Source organism: Haloferax sp. S2CR25, from assembly GCF_031624535.1.
Classification (GTDB): domain Archaea; phylum Halobacteriota; class Halobacteria; order Halobacteriales; family Haloferacaceae; genus Haloferax; species Haloferax massiliensis.
On the sequence record NZ_JAMQOO010000001.1, the window covers coordinates 234761 to 253054 of the forward strand.

The 18294-nt window shown below is 68.4% G+C and carries 19 protein-coding genes and 1 pseudogene; 14 read left to right on the forward strand and 6 right to left on the reverse strand.

Annotated elements, in window-relative coordinates; translation table 11 throughout:
* The first annotated feature begins 72 nt into the window (after window positions 1–72).
* The 9 genes from glpR (at window position 73) to NDI65_RS01185 (ending at window position 7450) form a co-directional block, all read left to right on the forward strand.
* Window positions 73–840 carry an HTH-type transcriptional regulator GlpR gene (glpR, locus tag NDI65_RS01145; RefSeq protein ID WP_089777873.1) on the forward strand — a complete coding sequence of 256 codons (768 nt, stop codon included), beginning with the start codon at window positions 73–75 and terminating at the stop codon, window positions 838–840.
* Window positions 837–1754: a 1-phosphofructokinase gene (gene pfkB, locus NDI65_RS01150; RefSeq protein WP_089777875.1), complete on the forward strand. Its 918-nt coding sequence runs from the start codon at window positions 837–839 to the stop codon at window positions 1752–1754. The genes glpR and pfkB overlap by 4 nt, the downstream gene beginning before the upstream one ends.
* A gap of 105 nt (window positions 1755–1859) precedes the next feature.
* A complete protein-coding gene (ptfC, locus tag NDI65_RS01155) occupies window positions 1860–2987 on the forward strand; it encodes a fructose PTS transporter subunit IIC (protein WP_089777877.1) in 1128 nt (375 codons plus the stop codon).
* A 44-nt stretch (window positions 2988–3031) separates the two neighbouring features.
* Window positions 3032–3496, forward strand: a complete 465-nt coding sequence (gene ptfA / locus NDI65_RS01160) for a fructose PTS transporter subunit IIA (protein ID WP_004063297.1) — start codon at window positions 3032–3034, stop codon at window positions 3494–3496.
* Window positions 3496–3765 (forward strand): phosphocarrier protein HPr, encoded by a 270-nt coding sequence (gene ptsH1 / locus NDI65_RS01165; protein ID WP_089777879.1) that lies wholly within the window; start codon window positions 3496–3498, stop codon window positions 3763–3765. Before ptfA ends, ptsH1 begins: the two co-directional genes overlap by 1 nt.
* 3 nt (window positions 3766–3768) lie before the next feature.
* The gene (ptsP, locus tag NDI65_RS01170) at window positions 3769–5466 is read left to right on the forward strand and encodes a phosphoenolpyruvate--protein phosphotransferase (RefSeq protein WP_089777881.1); all 1698 of its coding nucleotides are present in this window, start codon (window positions 3769–3771) and stop codon (window positions 5464–5466) included.
* Entirely contained in the window at window positions 5463–5939 is a 477-nt protein-coding gene (gene ptfB / locus NDI65_RS01175) for a fructose PTS transporter subunit IIB (protein WP_089777883.1), read from the forward strand. The genes ptsP and ptfB overlap by 4 nt, the downstream gene beginning before the upstream one ends.
* A 165-nt stretch (window positions 5940–6104) precedes the next feature.
* On the forward strand, window positions 6105–7097 hold the full coding sequence (gene fba, locus NDI65_RS01180) for a class II fructose-bisphosphate aldolase (RefSeq protein ID WP_089777885.1): 993 nt from the start codon (window positions 6105–6107) through the stop codon (window positions 7095–7097).
* Between the two features lie 203 nt (window positions 7098–7300).
* On the forward strand, window positions 7301–7450 hold the full coding sequence (locus tag NDI65_RS01185; protein ID WP_004970780.1) for a hypothetical protein: 150 nt from the start codon (window positions 7301–7303) through the stop codon (window positions 7448–7450).
* Between the two features lie 49 nt (window positions 7451–7499).
* On the opposite strand, the gene NDI65_RS01190 is transcribed toward NDI65_RS01185, so the two are convergent.
* Both NDI65_RS01190 and NDI65_RS01195 read right to left on the reverse strand, forming a co-directional pair.
* A complete protein-coding gene (locus NDI65_RS01190; protein ID WP_255516734.1) occupies window positions 7500–7625 on the reverse strand; it encodes a hypothetical protein in 126 nt (41 codons plus the stop codon).
* 107 nt (window positions 7626–7732) lie between these two features.
* Entirely contained in the window at window positions 7733–8179 is a 447-nt protein-coding gene (locus NDI65_RS01195; RefSeq protein ID WP_089777887.1) for a DUF5799 family protein, read from the reverse strand.
* A gap of 167 nt (window positions 8180–8346) precedes the next feature.
* Between NDI65_RS01195 and NDI65_RS01200 the strand changes: the two genes are divergently transcribed.
* Window positions 8347–9567 (forward strand): HAD family hydrolase, encoded by a 1221-nt coding sequence (locus NDI65_RS01200; RefSeq protein WP_089777889.1) that lies wholly within the window; start codon window positions 8347–8349, stop codon window positions 9565–9567.
* A 72-nt stretch (window positions 9568–9639) separates the two neighbouring features.
* Here NDI65_RS01200 and NDI65_RS01205 read toward each other — a convergent pair whose 3' ends face one another.
* Entirely contained in the window at window positions 9640–10257 is a 618-nt protein-coding gene (locus NDI65_RS01205) for a hypothetical protein (protein WP_310893201.1), read from the reverse strand.
* Window positions 10258–10659: 402 nt separating this feature from the next.
* Here NDI65_RS01205 and NDI65_RS01210 point away from each other — a divergent pair, with 402 nt between their 5' ends.
* Both NDI65_RS01210 and NDI65_RS01215 read left to right on the forward strand, forming a co-directional pair.
* Window positions 10660–11106: a luciferase family protein gene (locus NDI65_RS01210; protein WP_089777893.1), complete on the forward strand. Its 447-nt coding sequence runs from the start codon at window positions 10660–10662 to the stop codon at window positions 11104–11106.
* A 77-nt stretch (window positions 11107–11183) separates the two neighbouring features.
* A complete protein-coding gene (locus NDI65_RS01215; RefSeq protein ID WP_089777895.1) occupies window positions 11184–12422 on the forward strand; it encodes a mandelate racemase/muconate lactonizing enzyme family protein in 1239 nt (412 codons plus the stop codon).
* 236 nt (window positions 12423–12658) lie between these two features.
* On the opposite strand, the pseudogene galK reads toward NDI65_RS01215, so the two are convergent.
* The 3 genes and pseudogenes from galK to NDI65_RS01230 all read right to left on the reverse strand — a co-directional run bounded on the left by galK (window position 12659) and on the right by NDI65_RS01230 (window position 15167).
* A pseudogene (gene galK / locus NDI65_RS01220) lies at window positions 12659–13875 on the reverse strand (galactokinase).
* Entirely contained in the window at window positions 13872–14456 is a 585-nt protein-coding gene (locus NDI65_RS01225) for an MOSC domain-containing protein (protein WP_310893203.1), read from the reverse strand. Before NDI65_RS01225 ends, galK begins: the two are co-directional and overlap by 4 nt.
* 75 nt (window positions 14457–14531) lie before the next feature.
* Window positions 14532–15167, reverse strand: a complete 636-nt coding sequence (locus NDI65_RS01230) for a rubrerythrin family protein (protein ID WP_089777899.1) — start codon at window positions 15165–15167, stop codon at window positions 14532–14534.
* 139 nt (window positions 15168–15306) lie between these two features.
* Between NDI65_RS01230 and NDI65_RS01235 the strand changes: the two genes are divergently transcribed.
* Complete coding sequence (locus NDI65_RS01235) at window positions 15307–17040, forward strand: globin-coupled sensor protein (protein ID WP_310893205.1); 1734 nt, start codon at window positions 15307–15309, stop codon at window positions 17038–17040.
* 78 nt (window positions 17041–17118) lie between these two features.
* The gene (locus NDI65_RS01240; protein ID WP_310893206.1) at window positions 17119–18261 is read left to right on the forward strand and encodes an MBL fold metallo-hydrolase; all 1143 of its coding nucleotides are present in this window, start codon (window positions 17119–17121) and stop codon (window positions 18259–18261) included.
* Window positions 18262–18294: the final 33 nt, after the last annotated feature.

An 18294-nucleotide genomic window follows, 5' to 3' on the forward strand; every position in this document is an offset into this window, starting at 1 on the left:
CGGGCGGAATCCAACATAAACAATTAACACTACTCCCCGACCTATCTTCCTCGTAACGAGGAATCGCCACCGATGTTACCAGCAGAGCGCAAACGCCGCATCGTCGAACTCGTCTCCGACTCGGACGGCCGGTCGGTCGAGTCGCTGTCAGAACACCTCGGCTACTCGAAGGCCACGATACGGCGCGACCTGCGCGAACTCGAAGACCGTGGGCTCATCGAGCGGTCGCACGGCGGTGCCGTCCCCGTGACCTCCGTCGGGCGCGAGCAGACCTACGGGCAGAAGGAAGTACAGAATCTCGAAGGGAAACGCGCGATCGCGGACCGCGCGGTCGAGGAACTGGCCGAGGGGCAGGTCGTGTTCTTCGACGCCGGGACGACCACGATGGAGGTGGCGCGGAAGGTTCCCAAGGACGGGACGATACTCGGCGTCACGAACTCGCCGCGGCTCGCCATCGAACTGAACGAGGAGGACAACGAGGTCAAACTCACCGGCGGGACGCTCCGCCGGCGGACGAAGGCGCTCGTGGGGCCGACCGCGGAGTCGTTCATGGAGCGGACGAACTTCGACCTGCTGTTCCTCGGCACGAACGGGTTCGACGTCGAATCCGGCCTCACGACCCCGAACGAGGACGAAGCGCGGATGAAGGAACTGATGGTCGAGAAGGCCGCGAAGGTCGTCCTCGTCGCGGACCTCTCGAAGCTCGGCCGGCGGAGTTTCGTTCAGTTCGCATCGCTCGAACAGATTGACCTGTTTATCACCGACGGCGAACTCGACGCCGACTCGCGCGAGGAGATAGAGAGCGCGGGCGTCACCGTCGTCGACGGAGTTGCACGATGATTCTCACAGTCACCCCGAACCCAGCAGTCGACCACACGATTCACTTCGACGAACCGCTTCAGCCCGGCGTCGTCCACCGGACCGACGACGCGGTGTTCACCGCCGGCGGCAAGGGCATCAACGTCGCCAAGTACGTCTCTGCGCTCGACGCCGACGCGACCGCCTCGGGCTTCCTCGGCGGCCACTTCGGGAAGTTCGTCCGCGACCGACTCGACGCCGACGGCATCGCCTCGGACTTCGTCACCATCGACGCGGACACGCGCCTGAACACGACCGTGCTCGCGGAGGACGGCGAGTACAAACTCAATCACAACGGCCCGCAGATTCGCGCAGCCGACGTGGACGAACTCGTCGAAACCGCACAGGCGAACGAGCCGGACACGCTCCTCGTCGGCGGCAGCCTCCCGCCGGGGATGTCGCTCTCCGACGTCGACAGGCTCGCCCGCGCGGGCGACTGGAAAATCGCGGTGGACATGGGCGGCGAGTACCTCGCCGAACTGGAGGCCGACTACTACGTCTGCAAACCCAATCGGTCTGAACTCGCGGCGGCGACGGGTCGAACCGTCGAGACCGAAGCCGACGCCGTCGAGGCGGCCGAGGAGCTTCACGCGCGCGGATTCGAGTACGTGCTGGCGTCGCTCGGCGCGGACGGCGCGCTCCTCGTCACCGACGACGAAGTCCTGTCTGCGCCCGCGCTCGACGTGGAGGTCGTGGACACGGTCGGCGCGGGCGACGCGGTCATGTCCGGCTTCCTCGCCGCGCGCGAACACGGGCTGTCGGACGCCGACGCCCTCCGAATGGGCGTCCTGACGGCCGCGCGCGTCGTCGGCGTCGCCGGCACCCGCGTCCCGCACCTCGAAGACGTGCTGACGAACGAAACGCGCGTCGAGGTGACGACCGTTCGGACTCGGTGATTCTCGTATGAACGTTTGTTAACGACCAAAACACTCAGTAACGTTCATATTCGAAAGGGTTTTTGAGCACATTTGCGTACGTTCTTTCGTAGGGGTGGCAACACTATGGCAAACGACGCAGAAGACGCGGTTCGGTCCTACCTCACTTCGGTGAAGGAGGACCTGATGACTGGGGTATCGTTCATGATTCCGTTCGTGACCATCGGCGGAATCTTCCTGGCGCTGGGCTACGCGGTAGCCTCGCTTTCGAACAACGTACAAGACGTATTCAACAGCACGGGGACCGCCGGCTGGTTCCTCGCGCAGATCGGCGTCGCTGGGCTGACGCTGATGGTTCCGGTCCTCGGCGCGTACATCGCGTACGCAATCGCCGACCGACCGGGCCTCGCACCGGGGTTCATCCTGTCGTACATCATCCAGCAGGGCAACGTCCTGCAGGCCGCCGGTGACGTCATCGGCCTTCAGGGCGGCTCCGCCGGCGCGGGCTACCTCGGCGCTATCGTCGCCGGGTTCCTCGCCGGCATCGTCGCGCGCTGGTTCAAGCAGCGCGACGTGCCCGAGTTCATCGCGCCGATGATGCCCGTGCTCCTCATCCCGGTGGCGACCACCGCGGTGCTCACGCCCGTCATGCTGTTCGTGCTGGGCGTTCCGATCTCCATCGCGAACGCGGGGCTCACCGAGTTCCTGAGCAACATGCAGGGCGGCGGCCAAGCCATCGTTCTCGGGGCCATCCTCGGGGCGATGATGGCGGCCGACATGGGCGGTCCCATCAACAAGGTCGCCTACGTGTTCTCCGTCGGCCTCATCTCCGAGGGCGTCACCGCGCCGATGGCCGCGGTCATGATCGCGGGGATGGTCCCGCCCATCGGCCTCGCGCTGTCGAACTTCATCGCGCCGCAGAAGTACGCGGCCGAGATGTACGAGAACGCCAAGAGCGGCGTGCTCCTCGGCTTTTCCTTTATCACGGAGGGCGCGATTCCGTACGCGGCCGCCGACCCCGCCCGCGTCATCCCGAGCGTCGTCGCCGGCAGCGCCGTCGCCGGCGCGGCCTCGATGGCGCTCGGCGTGAACATGCCGGCTCCGCACGGCGGCATCTTCGTGGTTCCGCTGTCGAACCAGCCGTTCATGTTCATCGCGTGCATCCTGCTCGGCTCCATCGTGACCGCCGTCATCGCGACGGCCATCAAGCCGAACTTCGACGCCAAGATGGCGGCCCAGAGCTCCGACGACTGACCACACCGAACTAATCTTTCCAGACCCGAACGAAGCACAATACAATGGACGTCACTGACATCAGCACCATCACACCGCTCGAACTGATATCGCTCGAAGAGCCGCCGGCGACGAAGGAGGGAGCCATCGAGTTCCTCCTCGACCTCGCGGTCGACGCCGGTCGCGTCGACGACCGCGACGCCGCGCTTGCCGCCCTCCTCGAACGCGAGGAGGAGGCGACGACCGGCGTCGGCTTCGGCATCGGCATCCCGCACGCGAAGACCGACGCGGTCTCGAAGCCGACGGTCGCCTTCGCGCGCTCGACCGAGGGCATCGACTTCGACGCCATGGACGACAAGCCGGCGAAGCTCCTGTTTATGATTCTCGTTCCCGCGGCGGGCGGCGAGGACCACCTGCAGATTCTGAGCGCCCTCTCGCGGTCGCTCATGCACGAGGACGTCCGCGAGAAGCTCCTCGAAGCCGAGAGCAAACAGACCGTTCAGGACGTGCTCGCCGAGGTGGTCGAGTGATGGAGCGGACCGCCACGGTCGTCCCCGAAGACGGGCTTCACGCCCGACCGGCCTCGCAGTTCGTCGAGACCGCGAACGAGTTCGACGCCGACATCCGGCTCGGCCGCGCCGACGAGGACGACCTCGTCCCGGCCGCCAGCATGCTGGCCGTCACCGGTCTCGGCGTCGGCCACGACGAGTCCGTTCGCCTCGTCGCCGAGGGCGACGACGCGGAAGCGGCACTCGACGCCCTAGAGGATATCCTTTCGACGCCCGAAGCCAAACAGTAAGCCATGACCGAACGAACCCTCTCCGGCATCGGCGTGACACCGCTTTCGGGCGTCGGCACCGTCGTCTGGTACCGACCGGACGCCGACCTCCCGGAGCCGCCGGCCCCGGAAGACGTGGACGCGGAGGCCGAACTGGCACGCTTCGAGGACGCCCGCGCGGCCGCCGAAGACGAACTCGAAGCCGAGCGCGAGCGGACCGCCGAACGCGTCGGCGAGGAGGAGGCCGCGGTGTTCGACGCGCACGTCCAGTTCCTCAACGACCCGCAGATAACCGACGGCGTCACCGACGCCATCGAGGGCGGGCTCCCGGCGGAACACGCCGTTCAGGAGACGTTCTCCGAGTTCGTCGAGCAGTTCGAGAACATGGGCGGTCGCATGGGCGAGCGCGCCGACGACCTCCGCGACGTGCGCGACCGACTCGTGCGCGTCCTCTCCGACGGCGAGCGCGTCGACCTCTCGTCCCTGCCGGAGGGGAGCGTCGTCGTCGCGGAGCGGCTCACGCCGAGCGACACGGCGCAGCTCGACCCGGAGCGCGTCGCGGGCTTCGTCACCGTGACGGGCGGCCGCACCTCCCACGCGGCCATCTTCGCGCGCTCGCTCGCCCTGCCGGCCATCGTCGGCGTGGGCGAGGAACTCCAGTCCGTCGAGGACGGCACCGAAGTCGTCGTCGACGGCGAGTCGGGCGACCTCGTGGTCGAGCCGAGCGACGAGCGCAAGGAGGCCGCCGCGGCCGCCGCCGACGTGGACGTCCGACGCGAGTCGGTCGAGACCGCCGACGGCGTCGAAATCGAGGTCGCGGCCAACATCGGCACGCTGGCGGACCTCGGGCCGGCGGTCGACCGCGGGGCCGACGGCGTCGGCCTGTTCCGCACCGAGTTCCTCTTTCTCGACCGCGAGTCGCCGCCGGACGAAGACGAGCAGTACGAGGCGTACGTCGAGGCGCTCGAATCGTTCGACGGCGGCCGCGTCGTCGTCCGCACCCTCGACATCGGCGGCGACAAGCCTGTCCCGTACCTCGACCTGCCCGACGAGGAGAACCCGTTCCTCGGCGAGCGCGGCATCCGCCGGTCGCTCGGCCCGGACGCGGACCTCTTCGAGACGCAGGTCCGCGCGCTGCTTCGCGCGGCGGCCAGCGCGGACGGTGCGAACCTGTCTGTGATGCTCCCGCTCGTCTCGACGGTCGAGGAGCTTCGCGCCGGCCGCGAGCGGTTCGAGTCGGTCGCCGACGACCTCGACGCCGAGGGCGTCGCAAACGAGCTTCCCGAGTTCGGCATCATGGTCGAGACGCCCGCCGCGGCGTTCATGGCCGACCGGTTCGCGCCGCACGTCGACTTCTTCAGCATCGGGACGAACGACCTCGCGCAGTACGTGATGGCCGCCGAGCGCGGCAACGAGCGCGTCTCCGAGCTCGGCGACTACCGACAGCCCGCGGTCCTCCGCGCCATCGACGCCACCGTCTCGGCGGCCGAGGGCGAGGACTGCTGGGTCGGCATGTGCGGCGAGATGGCCGGCGACCCGGACCTCACCGAACTGCTCGTCGGGCTCGGCCTCGACGAACTGAGCATGAGCGCCGTGACGGTGCCGCAGGTCAAGGCGGCCGTCGCGGAGACCGACACCGCGGACGCCCGCGCACTCGCGGAGCGCGTCCTGCAGGCCGACACCAAGGCTGAAGTCGCGGAAATCCTTACACTAGAGCTATGAAACTCGTCGCAGTCACATCCTGTCCGACCGGAATCGCACACAGCCAGATGGCGGCCGAGAACCTCCTGCAGGCCGGCGAGCGCCTCGGCCACGACATCGACGTCGAGGTCCAGGGCGCGATGGGCACGCAGGACGAACTGTCCGCGGACGCCATCGCCGAGGCCGACGCGGTCATCATCACCTCGGACACCTCGGTCAGCCGCGACCGATTCGACGGCAAACTCGTCCTCAAGGGGACGGTCAAAGACGGCGTGAACAACGCCGAGGCCGTCGTGGAGAAGGCCGTCGAACTCGCCGAGGCCGGGAAGACCGGTTCGGTCACGTTCGGAAGCGGCGACGACGGCGAGGACGCCGACGCCGAATCCGGCACCGACGAGTCGTCCGGCGACGATGCGGAATCGGACGAACCCGTGCGCCGCGGCGGCGACCCCGAAAAGGGGCTGTTCGCCCGCCTGAAGAAGCTGTTCTCGTAACCTTCGCCGACGGTTCCCCGTTTTTCGCTCGCCTCCCAGCGCCGGCGCTCCGTCCGCCGATGAAAATTAACTCGAACGCGAACAAACGAAAACGTGCAGAATCGAAACTCACTTCCCATACATTATTAGTCTCGCAGTCGTTGACGAAACCGAGGTGAACGCATAATGCCGTTCTACGGCGGGGAGGAACTCGCCACAGTGTACGACGAGGCGCTCGACGAAGGATTCGGACTCATCGCGAGTAACATCGCGGAGCCGAACATTATGATGGGTCTCATGGAGGGAGCCGACCGGATGGACTCGGACCTCCTGTTGCAGATGAGCGGCGGGGCCTGTCGGTTCGCGGGCGACGGCGACGCCGTCGCGGGCCTGAAAGCCATGGGGAACTACATCGAGACCATCGCCGAGCGGTACGACATCGGCGTCTTCCTCAACATGGACCACCAGACGGACCTTGAGTTCATCGAGCAACAGATCGAACTCGACATCCCGTCGTCCATCATGATCGACGCCTCCCACGAGCCGTTCGACGAGAACGTCGCCACGAGCCGCGAGGTCGTCGAGATGGTCGAGGCCGCGGACTCCGACGTCCTCATCGAGGCCGAACTCGGCCAGATAAAGGGCGTCGAGGACGAAATCGAGGCCGAGGAGGCGTTCTACACGGACCCCGAGCAGGCCGTCGAGTTCGTCGATAAGACGGGCGCGGACCTGCTCGCCATCTCCGTCGGCACGCAGCACGGCGTCGCCAAGGGCAAGGACCTCGAACTCCGCCCGGACCTCGCAAACGACATCCGGCAGGCCCTGCGCGACCACGGCCTCGACACGCCGCTCGTGCTCCACGGCTCCTCGGGCGTCCAGCCCGACCAACTGCAGGAGATGCTCAAACACGGCATCTGCAAGGTCAACAAGGACACCCGCTACCAGTACGAGTACACGCGCACCGCCTACGACCGCTACACCGAGGAACCCAACGCCATCGTCCCGCCCGAGGGCGTCGTGGACGCCCGCGACACGTTCTTCAACGAGACCGACTGGTCGCCGAACAAGGACGTGTTCGACCCCCGCGTCGCCGGCCGCGACATCCGCGAGCGCATCGCCGACGTGCACGCCGACCTGACCGAGGTCTCCGGCAGCGCCGGCCAGTCGCTGTTCAAGTAACACCGCGCGGGCGGTGACTCGCTCGCCGTCGAGCGCTCGTCGCGTCCGCATCGCGGACCGGCACCGGCCGTCGTCTCCACCCGGCACACCGCCGGTTTTTCGTTTCGGTACGCTTCCCCCAGCGGCGGCGCTCCCAGTCCTCGATGGCAGTCGAATCCGACGTCCCCACGTCGCTTAAGGTGTCACGCGGCGTGGGTGTAGGTATGCCGCAGATTCACCTCGACGACGAGACGGTCGCCCGACTCGACGCGCTCCGCGAGGAAGACGAGGAGTACGACGAACTCATCAACGAGCTGATGAACATCTACGAGGCGAGCGAGCGGACGCTGTTCCACGCCGGCGACGAGTACTGAACTCGGCACCGCCGCTCGGGCGTCTGTGCGGTCGGTTCTCTGCGACCCGTTACAACCCGAGCCACCGCGCGACCGCTCCCGCGAGGAGCACCAGTGCGCCGGCGATAAACGTGCCGGGAATCGGAAGCACGAACAGGAGTCCACCGAACGCGAAGACCAACGTTGACGGTCGCATCTGGCGAGGACATCGCGTCCGGAGCCGGTTACTAATTGTGGCCCTCGAACGGAATGTCGGCTTTGGCTCCAACTGAGCGCCGTCGCCGCAGCCGGTCGAATGGCCCGTTATTCGAGGTAACTGACCCGGACCTGATTCCACTTGCCCTTCTTTTCGAGGTGGTCCTGGAGCGCGTCCGCGTACTCCTGTGTGAGTCGCTCCGCGGCCTCCAGTTTCTCCTGTTCGCCCTTCTTGCCGCCGCCGCCCATCCCGAGCGCGCCCTTGATGGAGTCGACGATGCCGCCGGCGGACGACGAGTCGCCTCCGCCGCCGCCGCCCATCCCGCCCATCTGACTGCGGATGTTGTCGAGTTCGGGGATAATCTGCGGGACCTTCTCCGTGTCGGCGACGATGCGCGCCGCCTCGGGGTCGTCCGCGTTCTCGATTTCGAACTCCGTCGCCGTCATAATCAATCCCCACTCCTGACTGTTGAACCGGGAGTTCATCACCTGCTCGTTGAACTCGCGGTCCACCGTCATCCGGTCGCCGACGATGCTGTCGGTCCAATGTGCCATGTGCACACGTCGTCGGCCGGTCGGTATCAGAGTTGCGGGGCAGACCGACCGTCGGCGTATCCGGTCGCGGCACCGCCGTCCGGTGAGACGCCGTGAGGGCGTAGAGACGCGCGGGTTGGAATCGCCTCCCACGCGGGTTTAATGCGGTTGGGTGACGACCCCGAGTCATGGAGCGGTACGACCTCCTGTACAGACTGTACGGGAACTTCGACGCGGACGCGGTCCGGGACGCACAGGACTTCGTCGACCTCTTGCCGCCGCTCGGCTCGCCGGTGGCGCTGTCGCACTGGCAGGCGGTCGACGACGAACTCGCGGCGAAGAAAGACCGCATTCGCCGCGCGCTTTCGGACGGCGACCGCTACGCCGAACTCGCCGCGCGCGCGACGCGAGACCAGGCGTTCACCGCCCTCGACCTCTACACCAAGTACGGGCGAGCGGTGAACGCGCTCGTCCTCGACGTGGACGAGACGCTTCGCTCCGCGGGGCAGACGGACAACGAGATTCCCCGCGAGGTGCTGCACCTCCTCACCCGGTTCCACGAGCGGGACGTCCCCATCGTCATCTGCACCGGACAGACCTTGGAGAACGTCAAGGGCTTCGCCATTCAGGGACTCGGCAACGAACTCGTCCACTCGGGGGACGTAAGCATCGTCTACGAGGCCGGCACCGGCGTCTTCACCCCCGGCCACGGCTCCGAGACGAAGCGCCTCCTCTACGAGACGCTCGACGACTCGGTGCAGTCGGTCTTCGAGTCGGTCCGCGGACGGGTCATCAGCGACCTCCCCGACGCGCTCCGCGGGGGCGTCCACCTGCAGGGCAACGAGTTCAACGTCACGCTCAAGCCGAACTTCGAGACCGGGAGCGACGACGCCGAGGCGGTCATCGACGGCGCGCTCGTCTACCTGCTCGACCTCCTCGGCGAGGCGCTCACCGACGACCCCGACGGCCCCGACTGGGCGCGGGCGTACTTCGCGGACCGCGACCCGGAGATACGCGACGTGCTCGACGACCGCGACGCGCTTCCCGAGTCGGACACGGAGATTCCCGAGGACGTCGAACGGACCCTCGAACGCGTGACGGTCGCGTACTACCACGCCGACGCCGCGGAGCTCTCCGCGGTCGACCTGAACAAGGCGGCGGGGGTCCGCGCCGCGCTCGACGTGCTCGGGGTGGACGACCCGTTCGTCCTCGTGATGGGCGATTCGAAGTCCGACCTCGACGTGATGCGGTGGGCCGCCGAAAACGACTGTGGACTCGCGGCGGCCCCGGAACACTCCTCGCCGGGCGTGCTCGAACACGTCCGCGAGACGGACGAACTCGTGTTTCCCCGCGGCGACGCCGCGTCGGTGCTCCGGACCGCCTACGCCCTCAATCTCTTGGTCGACTGAGCGGGTCGCGTCGTCGCTGTGTCCGGTCTCTACACGTGAGTAAAACGAGTTCTCGGGGGTAATCGAGGCGGCTCAGATCGTGCACACCCCGATGTCGTCGCCCGAGCCGTCGCCGTTCGAACCGTCGCCGGTGTCGTCGGTGTTCGAACCGTCCGATGACGAGTCGTCGCTCGCATCGTCCGAAGACGAGTCGTCGGTGTTCGAGTCGTCCGAAGACGAGTCATCGGTGCTGTCGTCGGTCGAATCGTCCGCGCTGTCGTCAGTGTTCGAGTCGTCGCTCGCATCGTCCGAAGACGAGTCGTCGGACGAGTCGTCGTCATCGTCATCGTAGTTCGAGACGCCGACCGGGCTCCCGCGCGGCCTGGTCGTCCTCGTCGCCGAGTCGGTGTCGTCGTCGCCGGTCTCGACCGTCTCGAACGTCCCGACTTCGCTTTCGGCGTCGTCCGACCCGTCGTCGCCCGAGTCGTCGGCCCCGTCGTCGTCGGCGACGGCGGGTTCGGCTTCGATTCCGGGGTCGGGGTCCTCGGTCTGTGTGTCGTCCGCGTCGGGGCCGGTCACGTCTGCGCCGATGCTTCTGTCGGCGTCGACGGCCGGAGCGGGCGTCTCGGGGGTGTTCACGCCCCCGGAGAGGAAGGCGAACACGACGATGACGAGGACGACGACGCCAACGACGAACTGGCCGAGATTCATCGCCTGACCTCCCGGTGGTCGGAGTCGGTTCCCGGGATTGGTACGCTGGTGGGGGTCACGGACATGGTTCGACCTGTTATTTGCGTTCCGAGGGCTTCGTTACGAATCGTCTACCGCTCGGCGTCGTGCCCCGGATTTCGCCCGATAGGGAGCGGGCCGACCCGCGGGGGCGCGCCCCGAATCCGTCACCGGATGCGAACATTCGCGTTCCTAACCTCTGTTAATCCGTGAATACCACGCCGATCTGAGGGTCTATTTTCGACCGACACTCTCCGTGAACAGAATGTCTGGAATACCTGTGGTTATCGTCGGTCTACGTGGTGTCGAACTCGGGCCGCGAGACGCCGCGTCTCGGGTCCTCTGGTTCTGTAGTTATCTTCTCGGGGCGCGTACAGTCTCCCAATGACCGCCTCCATCGACAGAATCATCGCGCGCGTCTCGCGCTGGCCCGGCGTCGAGACCGCGCCGCACCGCTTCGGGGGGACGGAGTTCGTCGTCGCCGGCAGGGAAATCGGCCACGTCCACGACGCCGGCGTCGTCGACCTCGCGCTCACGAGGCGCGTCCGCGACGTGCTTCTCACCGACGGACTCGCGGACCCGCACCACGTCCTGCCCGACTCCGCGTGGGTGACCTACCGCGTCAGAAGCGACGCCGACGTCCCCGACGCGATGCGTCTGCTCAGACTCGCGTATCTCTGGCGACTGCTCGCGCTCCGCCGCCGCGGCGTCGACCTCGACCCGGCGACGGACCCCGACACCGACCTCCGTCGACTGGGCCTTCCGGCGGACCTCGACGCGCTCGTCAGGGAGACGTTCCGCGACTCGCTCGACCGATGGGCGACCGTCTGACCCCGGACCCGCGAGTCCCGAGCGGGGACATGTCTCGTCCGGAAAAACTTTACTAACGTCCGAGTAAACCACACTACATGGGTAAGAACTACGCGGAGTTACACGATCCGAACGCGGAGTACACGATGCGAGAGCTGTCGGGGGAGACGATGGGCGTGACGGCCAAGCGCGGCGGCGGTCGCGACGTCGAGATTACCGACGTGCAGACGACGATGGTCGACGGCAACTTCCCGTGGACGCTCGTCCGCATCTACACTGACGCGGGCGTCGTCGGCACCGGCGAGGCTTACTGGGGCGCGGGCGTGCCCGAGATCATCGAGCGCATGAAGCCGTTCGTCATCGGCGAGAACCCCCTCGACATCGACCGCCTGTACGAACATCTCATCCAGAAGATGTCCGGCGAGGGCTCCGTCGAGGGCGTCACGGTCACCGCCATCGCGGGCATCGAAATCGCCCTGCACGACCTCGCGGGCAAGATTCTCGACATTCCCGCTTACCAGCTTCTGGGCGGGAAGTACCGCGACAAGGTGCGGGTCTACTGCGACTGCCACACCGAAGACGAGGCCGACCCCGAAGCGTGCGCCGACGAGGCAGAGCGCGTGGTCGACGAACTCGGCTACGACGCGCTGAAGTTCGACCTCGACGTGCCGTCGGGCTTCGAGAAGGACCGCGCGAACCGCCACCTGCGGCCCGGCGAGATTCGGCACAAGGCCGAAATCGTCGAGAAAGTGACCGAGCGCGTCAAGGACAAGGCGGACGTGGCGTTCGACTGTCACTGGACGTTCTCGGGTGGTAGTGCAAAGCGTCTCGCGGCCGAGTTGGAAGACTACGACGTGTGGTGGCTCGAAGACCCCGTGCCGCCGGAGAACCTCGACGTGCAGGAAGAGGTCACGAAGTCCACGCTCACGCCCATCACGGTCGGCGAGAACCGCTACCGCGTGACGGAGCTGCGCCGGCTCATCGAGAAGCAGGCTGTGGACATCGTCGCGCCCGACATGCCGAAGGTCGGCGGGATGCGCGAGACGCAGAAGATCGCGGACGTGGCGAACCAGTACTACGTGCCGGTCGCGATGCACAACGTGTCGTCGCCGGTGGCGACGATGGCGTCGGCGCACGTCGGCACGGCGATTCCGAACTCGCTGGCGGTCGAATACCACTCCTACGAGCTGGGCTGGTGGGGCGACCTCGTCGAGGAGACGGTCATCGAGGACGGGTACATCGAGATTCCGGAGAAGCCGGGCCTCGGCGTGACGCTGGACATGGACGCCGTCGAAGAGCACATGGTCGACGGCGAGACGCTGTTCGACGAGGCGTAAGCCGACGTCGAATCAGTCGAGCTTCGCTCGACAATATTCGACGAGGAGTGAAACGACTCGTCGAGCCGGCGAATCCCCGATTCGCCTCGTTCGACGAAGCGTAAGCTTCGGCGAGCCAGCAGCACAGCGTGCTGCGCTGTTCGACGAGGCGTAAGCCGAACCGAAACCACGGCAGAACGCACGGGACCCGCGTTCCGATTTTTCCCGAGACACCACGCGGAGCCGTCGGCTCGCGCTCACTCCTCGCCGACCAGTCGAACGCCGGCCGACGGGCGGCAGGCGAACACGTTGCGTCGGGACCGACGCGCTCGGGGGCGGCGGCTCGAATCGCGCGCTCGGCCCGGTCGAGCGCGTCGCCGTCGACTAACGCGACCGCGCTTCCGCCGAAGCCGCCGCCGGTCATCCGCGCGCCGTAGACGCCCGGCGTCTCGGCGGCGAGTTCGACCGCCGCGTCGAGTTCGGGACAGCTCACCTCGTAGTCGTCGCGAAGGCTCTCGTGGGCCGCGAGCATCGCGTCGCCGACGCGGTCGAGGTCGCCCGCGGCGAGCGCGTCGCGGGCGCGACGGACGCGCTCGTTCTCGGTCACGACGTGTCGCACGCGGCGGGAGTGAACCGACTCCAGCGCGTCGGCGTGGGCGTCGAGGAGGGCGCGGTCCACGTCGCGAAGGGAGTCGAGGCCGCGGTCGGCGACCTCGCGCAGGCGGTCGAGCGCCGCCTCGCACTCGCGGACGCGGTCGTTGTAGCCGGACTCGGTCAGTTCGTGGGAGACGCCGGTGTCGATGACGAGGACGCCGGCGTCGTCGCCGAGGGGGACCGACTCGGTCTCGCGGCTCCGACAGTCGAGAAAGAGCGCCGAGTCGGCCTCGCACAGCGCCGCGGAGAACTGGTCGAGGATGCCGCACTCGACGCCGACGCCCTCGACCTCGGCCCGCCAGCACGCCAGCGCGAGGTCGGCGACGGGGCGGTCGCGCCCGGAGACCGCGAGGAGCGCGCGACCGACCGCGAGTTCGAGCGCGGCCGACGAGGAGAGTCCCGCGCCCGTGGGAACGTCCGAGGCGATGGCGAGGTCCGCGCCGCCGACCGGGTCGTCCTCGCGGAGGACGCGCGCGACGGCGGCGACGTAGGCGGCCCACCCGCCGGGGTCGTCGTCGGGGTCGAGTTCGGCCGTCTCGTCGAAGTCGGCGGCGCGGACGCGGAGTCGGTCGTCGCTTCTCGGGCGGGCCGCGACCGCGACGTGGCGGTCGACGGCCATCGGGAGGCAGAGCCCGTCGTTGTAGTCGGTGTGGCCGCCGACGAGGTTCACCCGGCCGGGGGCGACGGCGACGGTTGGGGCCGGCGTCGACCTCGAACTCGGGGCGTCGCCGTCGGGGCCGAACGCCGCGTCGAGTGCGACTGTCGCGCGTTCGACCTGGTTCGGTGTCCCCGTGTTCGACCCGTCGGCGTCGCGGCTCATTCGCGTCCGCCTCCCTGCGGTTCCTCGTCGCTCGTCGCGGCTTCGTCGCCCGAAACCGCGTCGCCGCCGAGTCGCTCGGCTAGCTGGCGGCCCATCTCGCGCGGGTTCGCCTCGGTCACGCGGAGGTCGTCGCCGACCGCGACCCGGCCGGGCGCGAGGACGTCCGCGCAGATGCCGCCGCGGGACTCGCGGAGGGCGTCGCCCACGTCGTCGTCGCCGACGAGGTCCGCGAGGTGCGCGCAGGGCGGCCTGAGCTTCGTCCCGCGGAGTTCGGCCCCGCCGAGTTCGAACGTCGCGTCGAGCAGGCCGTCGAGGTCGACGCCGCGGACGACGACATTTCGGCGGTGCTGGCCGTCAGCGAGGTCGAGGTCGTACTCGCGCTTCGCGTCGTCCAGCACCGCGGCGTCGACGAGCGTCACCGGACAGCCGTCGGTCGCCGAGTAGAAGCCGTCGCCGTCGGCGTAGCGGTCGCCTTCGATGCCGCCCGGCGCGACCGAGACGGTCTCGTGGGAGACCATCGGCTCGGCCTTCGACGGCGCGGTGTACAGCGCCTCGACGCGCCCGCGAACCTCGGAAGTCATACCTCTGGTTACCGCTCGAAACCACGAATAGGTTGGGCCGGCCACACGCGTCGGACCGGGCGTCGCGGCGGCGACTCAGCAGAGCGGCTTGGGGTCGACGCCGAGTTCGGCGAGGCCGTCGGCGTAGTCGTCGTACGCCAGTTGGACGACGTACTCGGCGACCATCCGGGCGCGCTCCCAGTCGTCGTCGGTCGCACAGCGGTCGGCGAGGAGGTCCAACCCGGCCGCAAGCGTCTCTTCGGTCTCGGCTTTCAGGTCGCGAAAGAGGTCGGCCCGTGGTTCGTCCGCCTCGTTGACGAAGAAGCCGATGACCTGCGCGTGGGTGCGAACCGAGACGAGGCCGCGGCCGACCATGCCGGCGGCGGCGCGCTCGACTGTGTCCTCGCGCCCGCGGAGGTACGCGTGCATCACGCCGGGTTCGTCGGGAAGGTCGACGTCCTCGTCGAGGGCGTCGAGGACGCGGTCGAGGTGGTCGGCCTCTTGGGTCGCGGTGGCCTCGAACGCGGCTCTTGCTTCGTCGTCGACCTCGTCTGCGGCCCACGCCGCGAACGTCCCGCGGGCCGCGTGCTCGGAGTACGCGGCGGCGCGGAGCACCGCCGGCTCGGAGAGGTCCGCCCCGGTCAGCGCCAACAGGAGCTTCGACGAGCCGAGCCGGTCGAGTTGGGTTCGCTTCGCCGTCTCGACTGACTCGCGGAACGAATCGACGTCCATACCGCCAGTCGGTCCGCCAGCCACGTGAACGTTCGCCCCGACCAACGTGCGCCGGATTCCCTCTGCTATCGGTTTTTTGGTATCATCCGTGATATTCAGCGGAGAGGGTTGAAATATCGGTGACCGCTGAGGAACGTATATGACGAACTCCTCGGGACCAGTCGACGCGAGCGCGCGAGCGCGCGTGAACGGCGACAGGCTCCTCTCGCGGTTGGATATCGACGCGGCGGAAATCGACCGCCGGAAATCGTTCGTTCGGCTCTCGGCGGCGGACGAGCGACGATTGAGCGACCTCGAACCGCTCTTGGACGAGTTCGCGGACGAGTTCGCGGCGGCGTTCTACGACCACCTCGGCGAGCACGCGACGACGAAGTTCTTCGGTCGCTCGACGAAGACCACGGAGATGCTGCGGACCGACCAGGCGGCGTATCTCCGCGAACTCGGCCGCGGCGAGTACGACGAGGACTACTTCGCAAAGCGGGCGCGCATCGGGAAGTTACACGATATGATAGACCTCGGGCCGAAGTTCTATCTCGGCGCGTACTCGGTCTACTACGAGGGCATCCTCGGTGCCGTCGCGGACGAAGTGAAAGCCGAGTTCACCGGCGGCGACGCCGACACCGAGTTCGAAGGCGACGGCGACGGCGGCCTGCTCTCGGGACTTCTCGGCGGTGCGTCCGGCGTTTCGAGCGGTCTCCGCGGCGGCGACGACCGGGTCGAAGCCGCCGTCGACGAGGTCGTCGAGCGCATCCTCCCCGTGTTGAAGCTCCTGTCTCTCGACCAGCAGGTGGCGATGGAGACGTACATCCACTCGTACAGTCGGGCGGCGCGCGAGGCCGCCGAGCGCCGACGGGCGCTCGCCGACGAGGTCGAAGCCGACGTGAGCGACCCCGTCGAGTCGCTCCTGCGGAGCTCAGAGGAGGTCACGGAGCGAACCGACGACATCGAGACCACGGCGCGGGCGCAGGCCGAGGACATGGCGACGGTCGCCGCCGAGGTGTCCGAGATGAGCGCGACCGTCGAGGAGATCGCGGCGACCGCGGAGGAGGTCGAGCGGACCAGCGCCGACGCCGCCATGCGCGCCGCCGAGGGCGAGGACGCCGCCGACGAGGCCATCGACGTGATGCGCGACGTGAGCGAGGCCGCGGAGACTGCCTCCGAGGACGTCCAGCAACTGCACGACCAGATCGCGGAGATAGACGAGGTGCTCGACGCCATCAACGACATCGCCGAACAGACGAACCTGCTCGCGCTCAACGCCTCCATCGAGGCCGCCCGCGCCGGCGACGCGGGCGAGGGATTCGCCGTCGTCGCCAGCGAGGTGAAGAACCTCGCCGAGGAGTCGCAGGCCCGCGCCGCCGAGGTCGAGGGCACGGTGGACGACATCCAGTCCGAGGCGCGAGAGACCATCGAGAGCCTCTCGCAGACGACCGGGCGGCTGTACGACGGCATCGACCGCGGTGAGGACGTGATGCGGAGCCTCTCGGACATCTCGGCGGCGGTCGAACAGGCCACCGTCGGCGTCGGCGAAGTCGCATCGGCGACCGACGACCAGGCCGAGAGCGCCGAGCAGATCGCCGGCATGGTCGACGACGCGACCGCCCGCGCGACCACCGTGTCGGACCACATCGGCGACATCGCCGACGCGAACCGCTCGCAGACCGAGCAGGTGCTCTCGATCCGCGACGCCGCCGAACGCCTCGGCGGCGGCGAGACGGGCGGCGTTGGCGGGTCGAACGCGACTCCGGAACCGGGCTCCGACGCCCCGTCCGCCGGCGGGGTCGACGGCCCGCCGGGCGATGTCGTAAACGAGTTCGACTTCGACGAATCGCCGTCGCGCCGCCTCAGTAACGACGGGGGAACGACCGAGTAGCGCGGGCCGCTGCTCGGGTCGCCGTTCTCTTTTCGACCCGCGTAGCGTTCTTCCGCCCGGCGCGCGTATCGTGTGCGTATGACTCCCGAGGAACTGGCGGCCCGGCTCGCCCGCGGTGACCCCACGACGGTGCTCGACGTGCGCGACCGCGGCGAGTTCGAGGCGTGGCGCGTCGACGGCGCGGCCGTGACCGCGACGCAGATTCCGGCGGTTCGCTTCACGCAGGCCGAGATTCGCGGGACGGTCGACGAACTCGCGGCCGAGTTCCGAGACGCGCCCTCGCCCGTGGTCGTCGTCTGCGCGGAGGGTCGGTCGAGCGCGCACGTCGCCGACCTGCTCTCCGAGGCCGGCGTCCCCGCCGAGAACCTCGAAACCGGGATGGACGGCTGGGCGCGCGTCTACCGCGCCCGCGAACTCTCGGTCGGGAACGCGGACGCGACGGTCCTCCAGTACGACCGCCCCTCCAGCGGCTGTCTCGCCTATCTGGTCGTCGTCGGCGACGAGGCCGTGGTCATCGACCCCCTTCGGGCGTTCGCGGACCGATACGTCGCAGACGCCCGCGAGCGCGGCGCGGACGTCGTCGCCGCCGTCGACACGCACGTCCACGCCGACCACGTCAGCGGCGTCAGAGCGGTCGCAGAGCGCGCTGACGCGACCGCTGTCCTCCCGGCGGGCGCGACCGACCGCGGCCTCGACTTCGACGCGCGACTCGTCGCGGACGGCGAGCCCGTCGGCGTCGGCGACGCGGAACTCGTCGCCGTCCACGCGCCGGGACACACGACCGAGATGACCGCGTTCCGCCTCGGCGACCTGCTCGTTGCGGGCGACAGCCTCTTTTTAGAGAGCGTCGCCCGCCCGGACCTCGAAGACGGCGACGAGGGCGCGCCCGACGCCGCGAGACGGCTCCACGCGACGCTCACGGAACGGTTCGGCGCGTTCGCGGACGACACGCTGGTCGCGCCAGCCCACCGCGGCCCGCGGGCGGTGCCGGACGTGAGCGGCGCGTACGTCGCCGAACTCGGCGCGCTCCGGGAGCGACTCGGGGCGCTCTCGATGGACGAAGCGGCGTTCGTCTCGTTCGTCTGCTCGGACATGCCGCCGCGGCCGGCCAACTACGAGCGCATCATCGAGACGAATCTCGGTCGTGCCTCGCTGACCGACGAGGTGGCGTTCGAAGTCGAGTTGGGACCGAACAACTGCGCGGCGACGAGCGAGGCGTGAGACGCGGTCCGCGGGCGGATTGCGGGCCGAGCG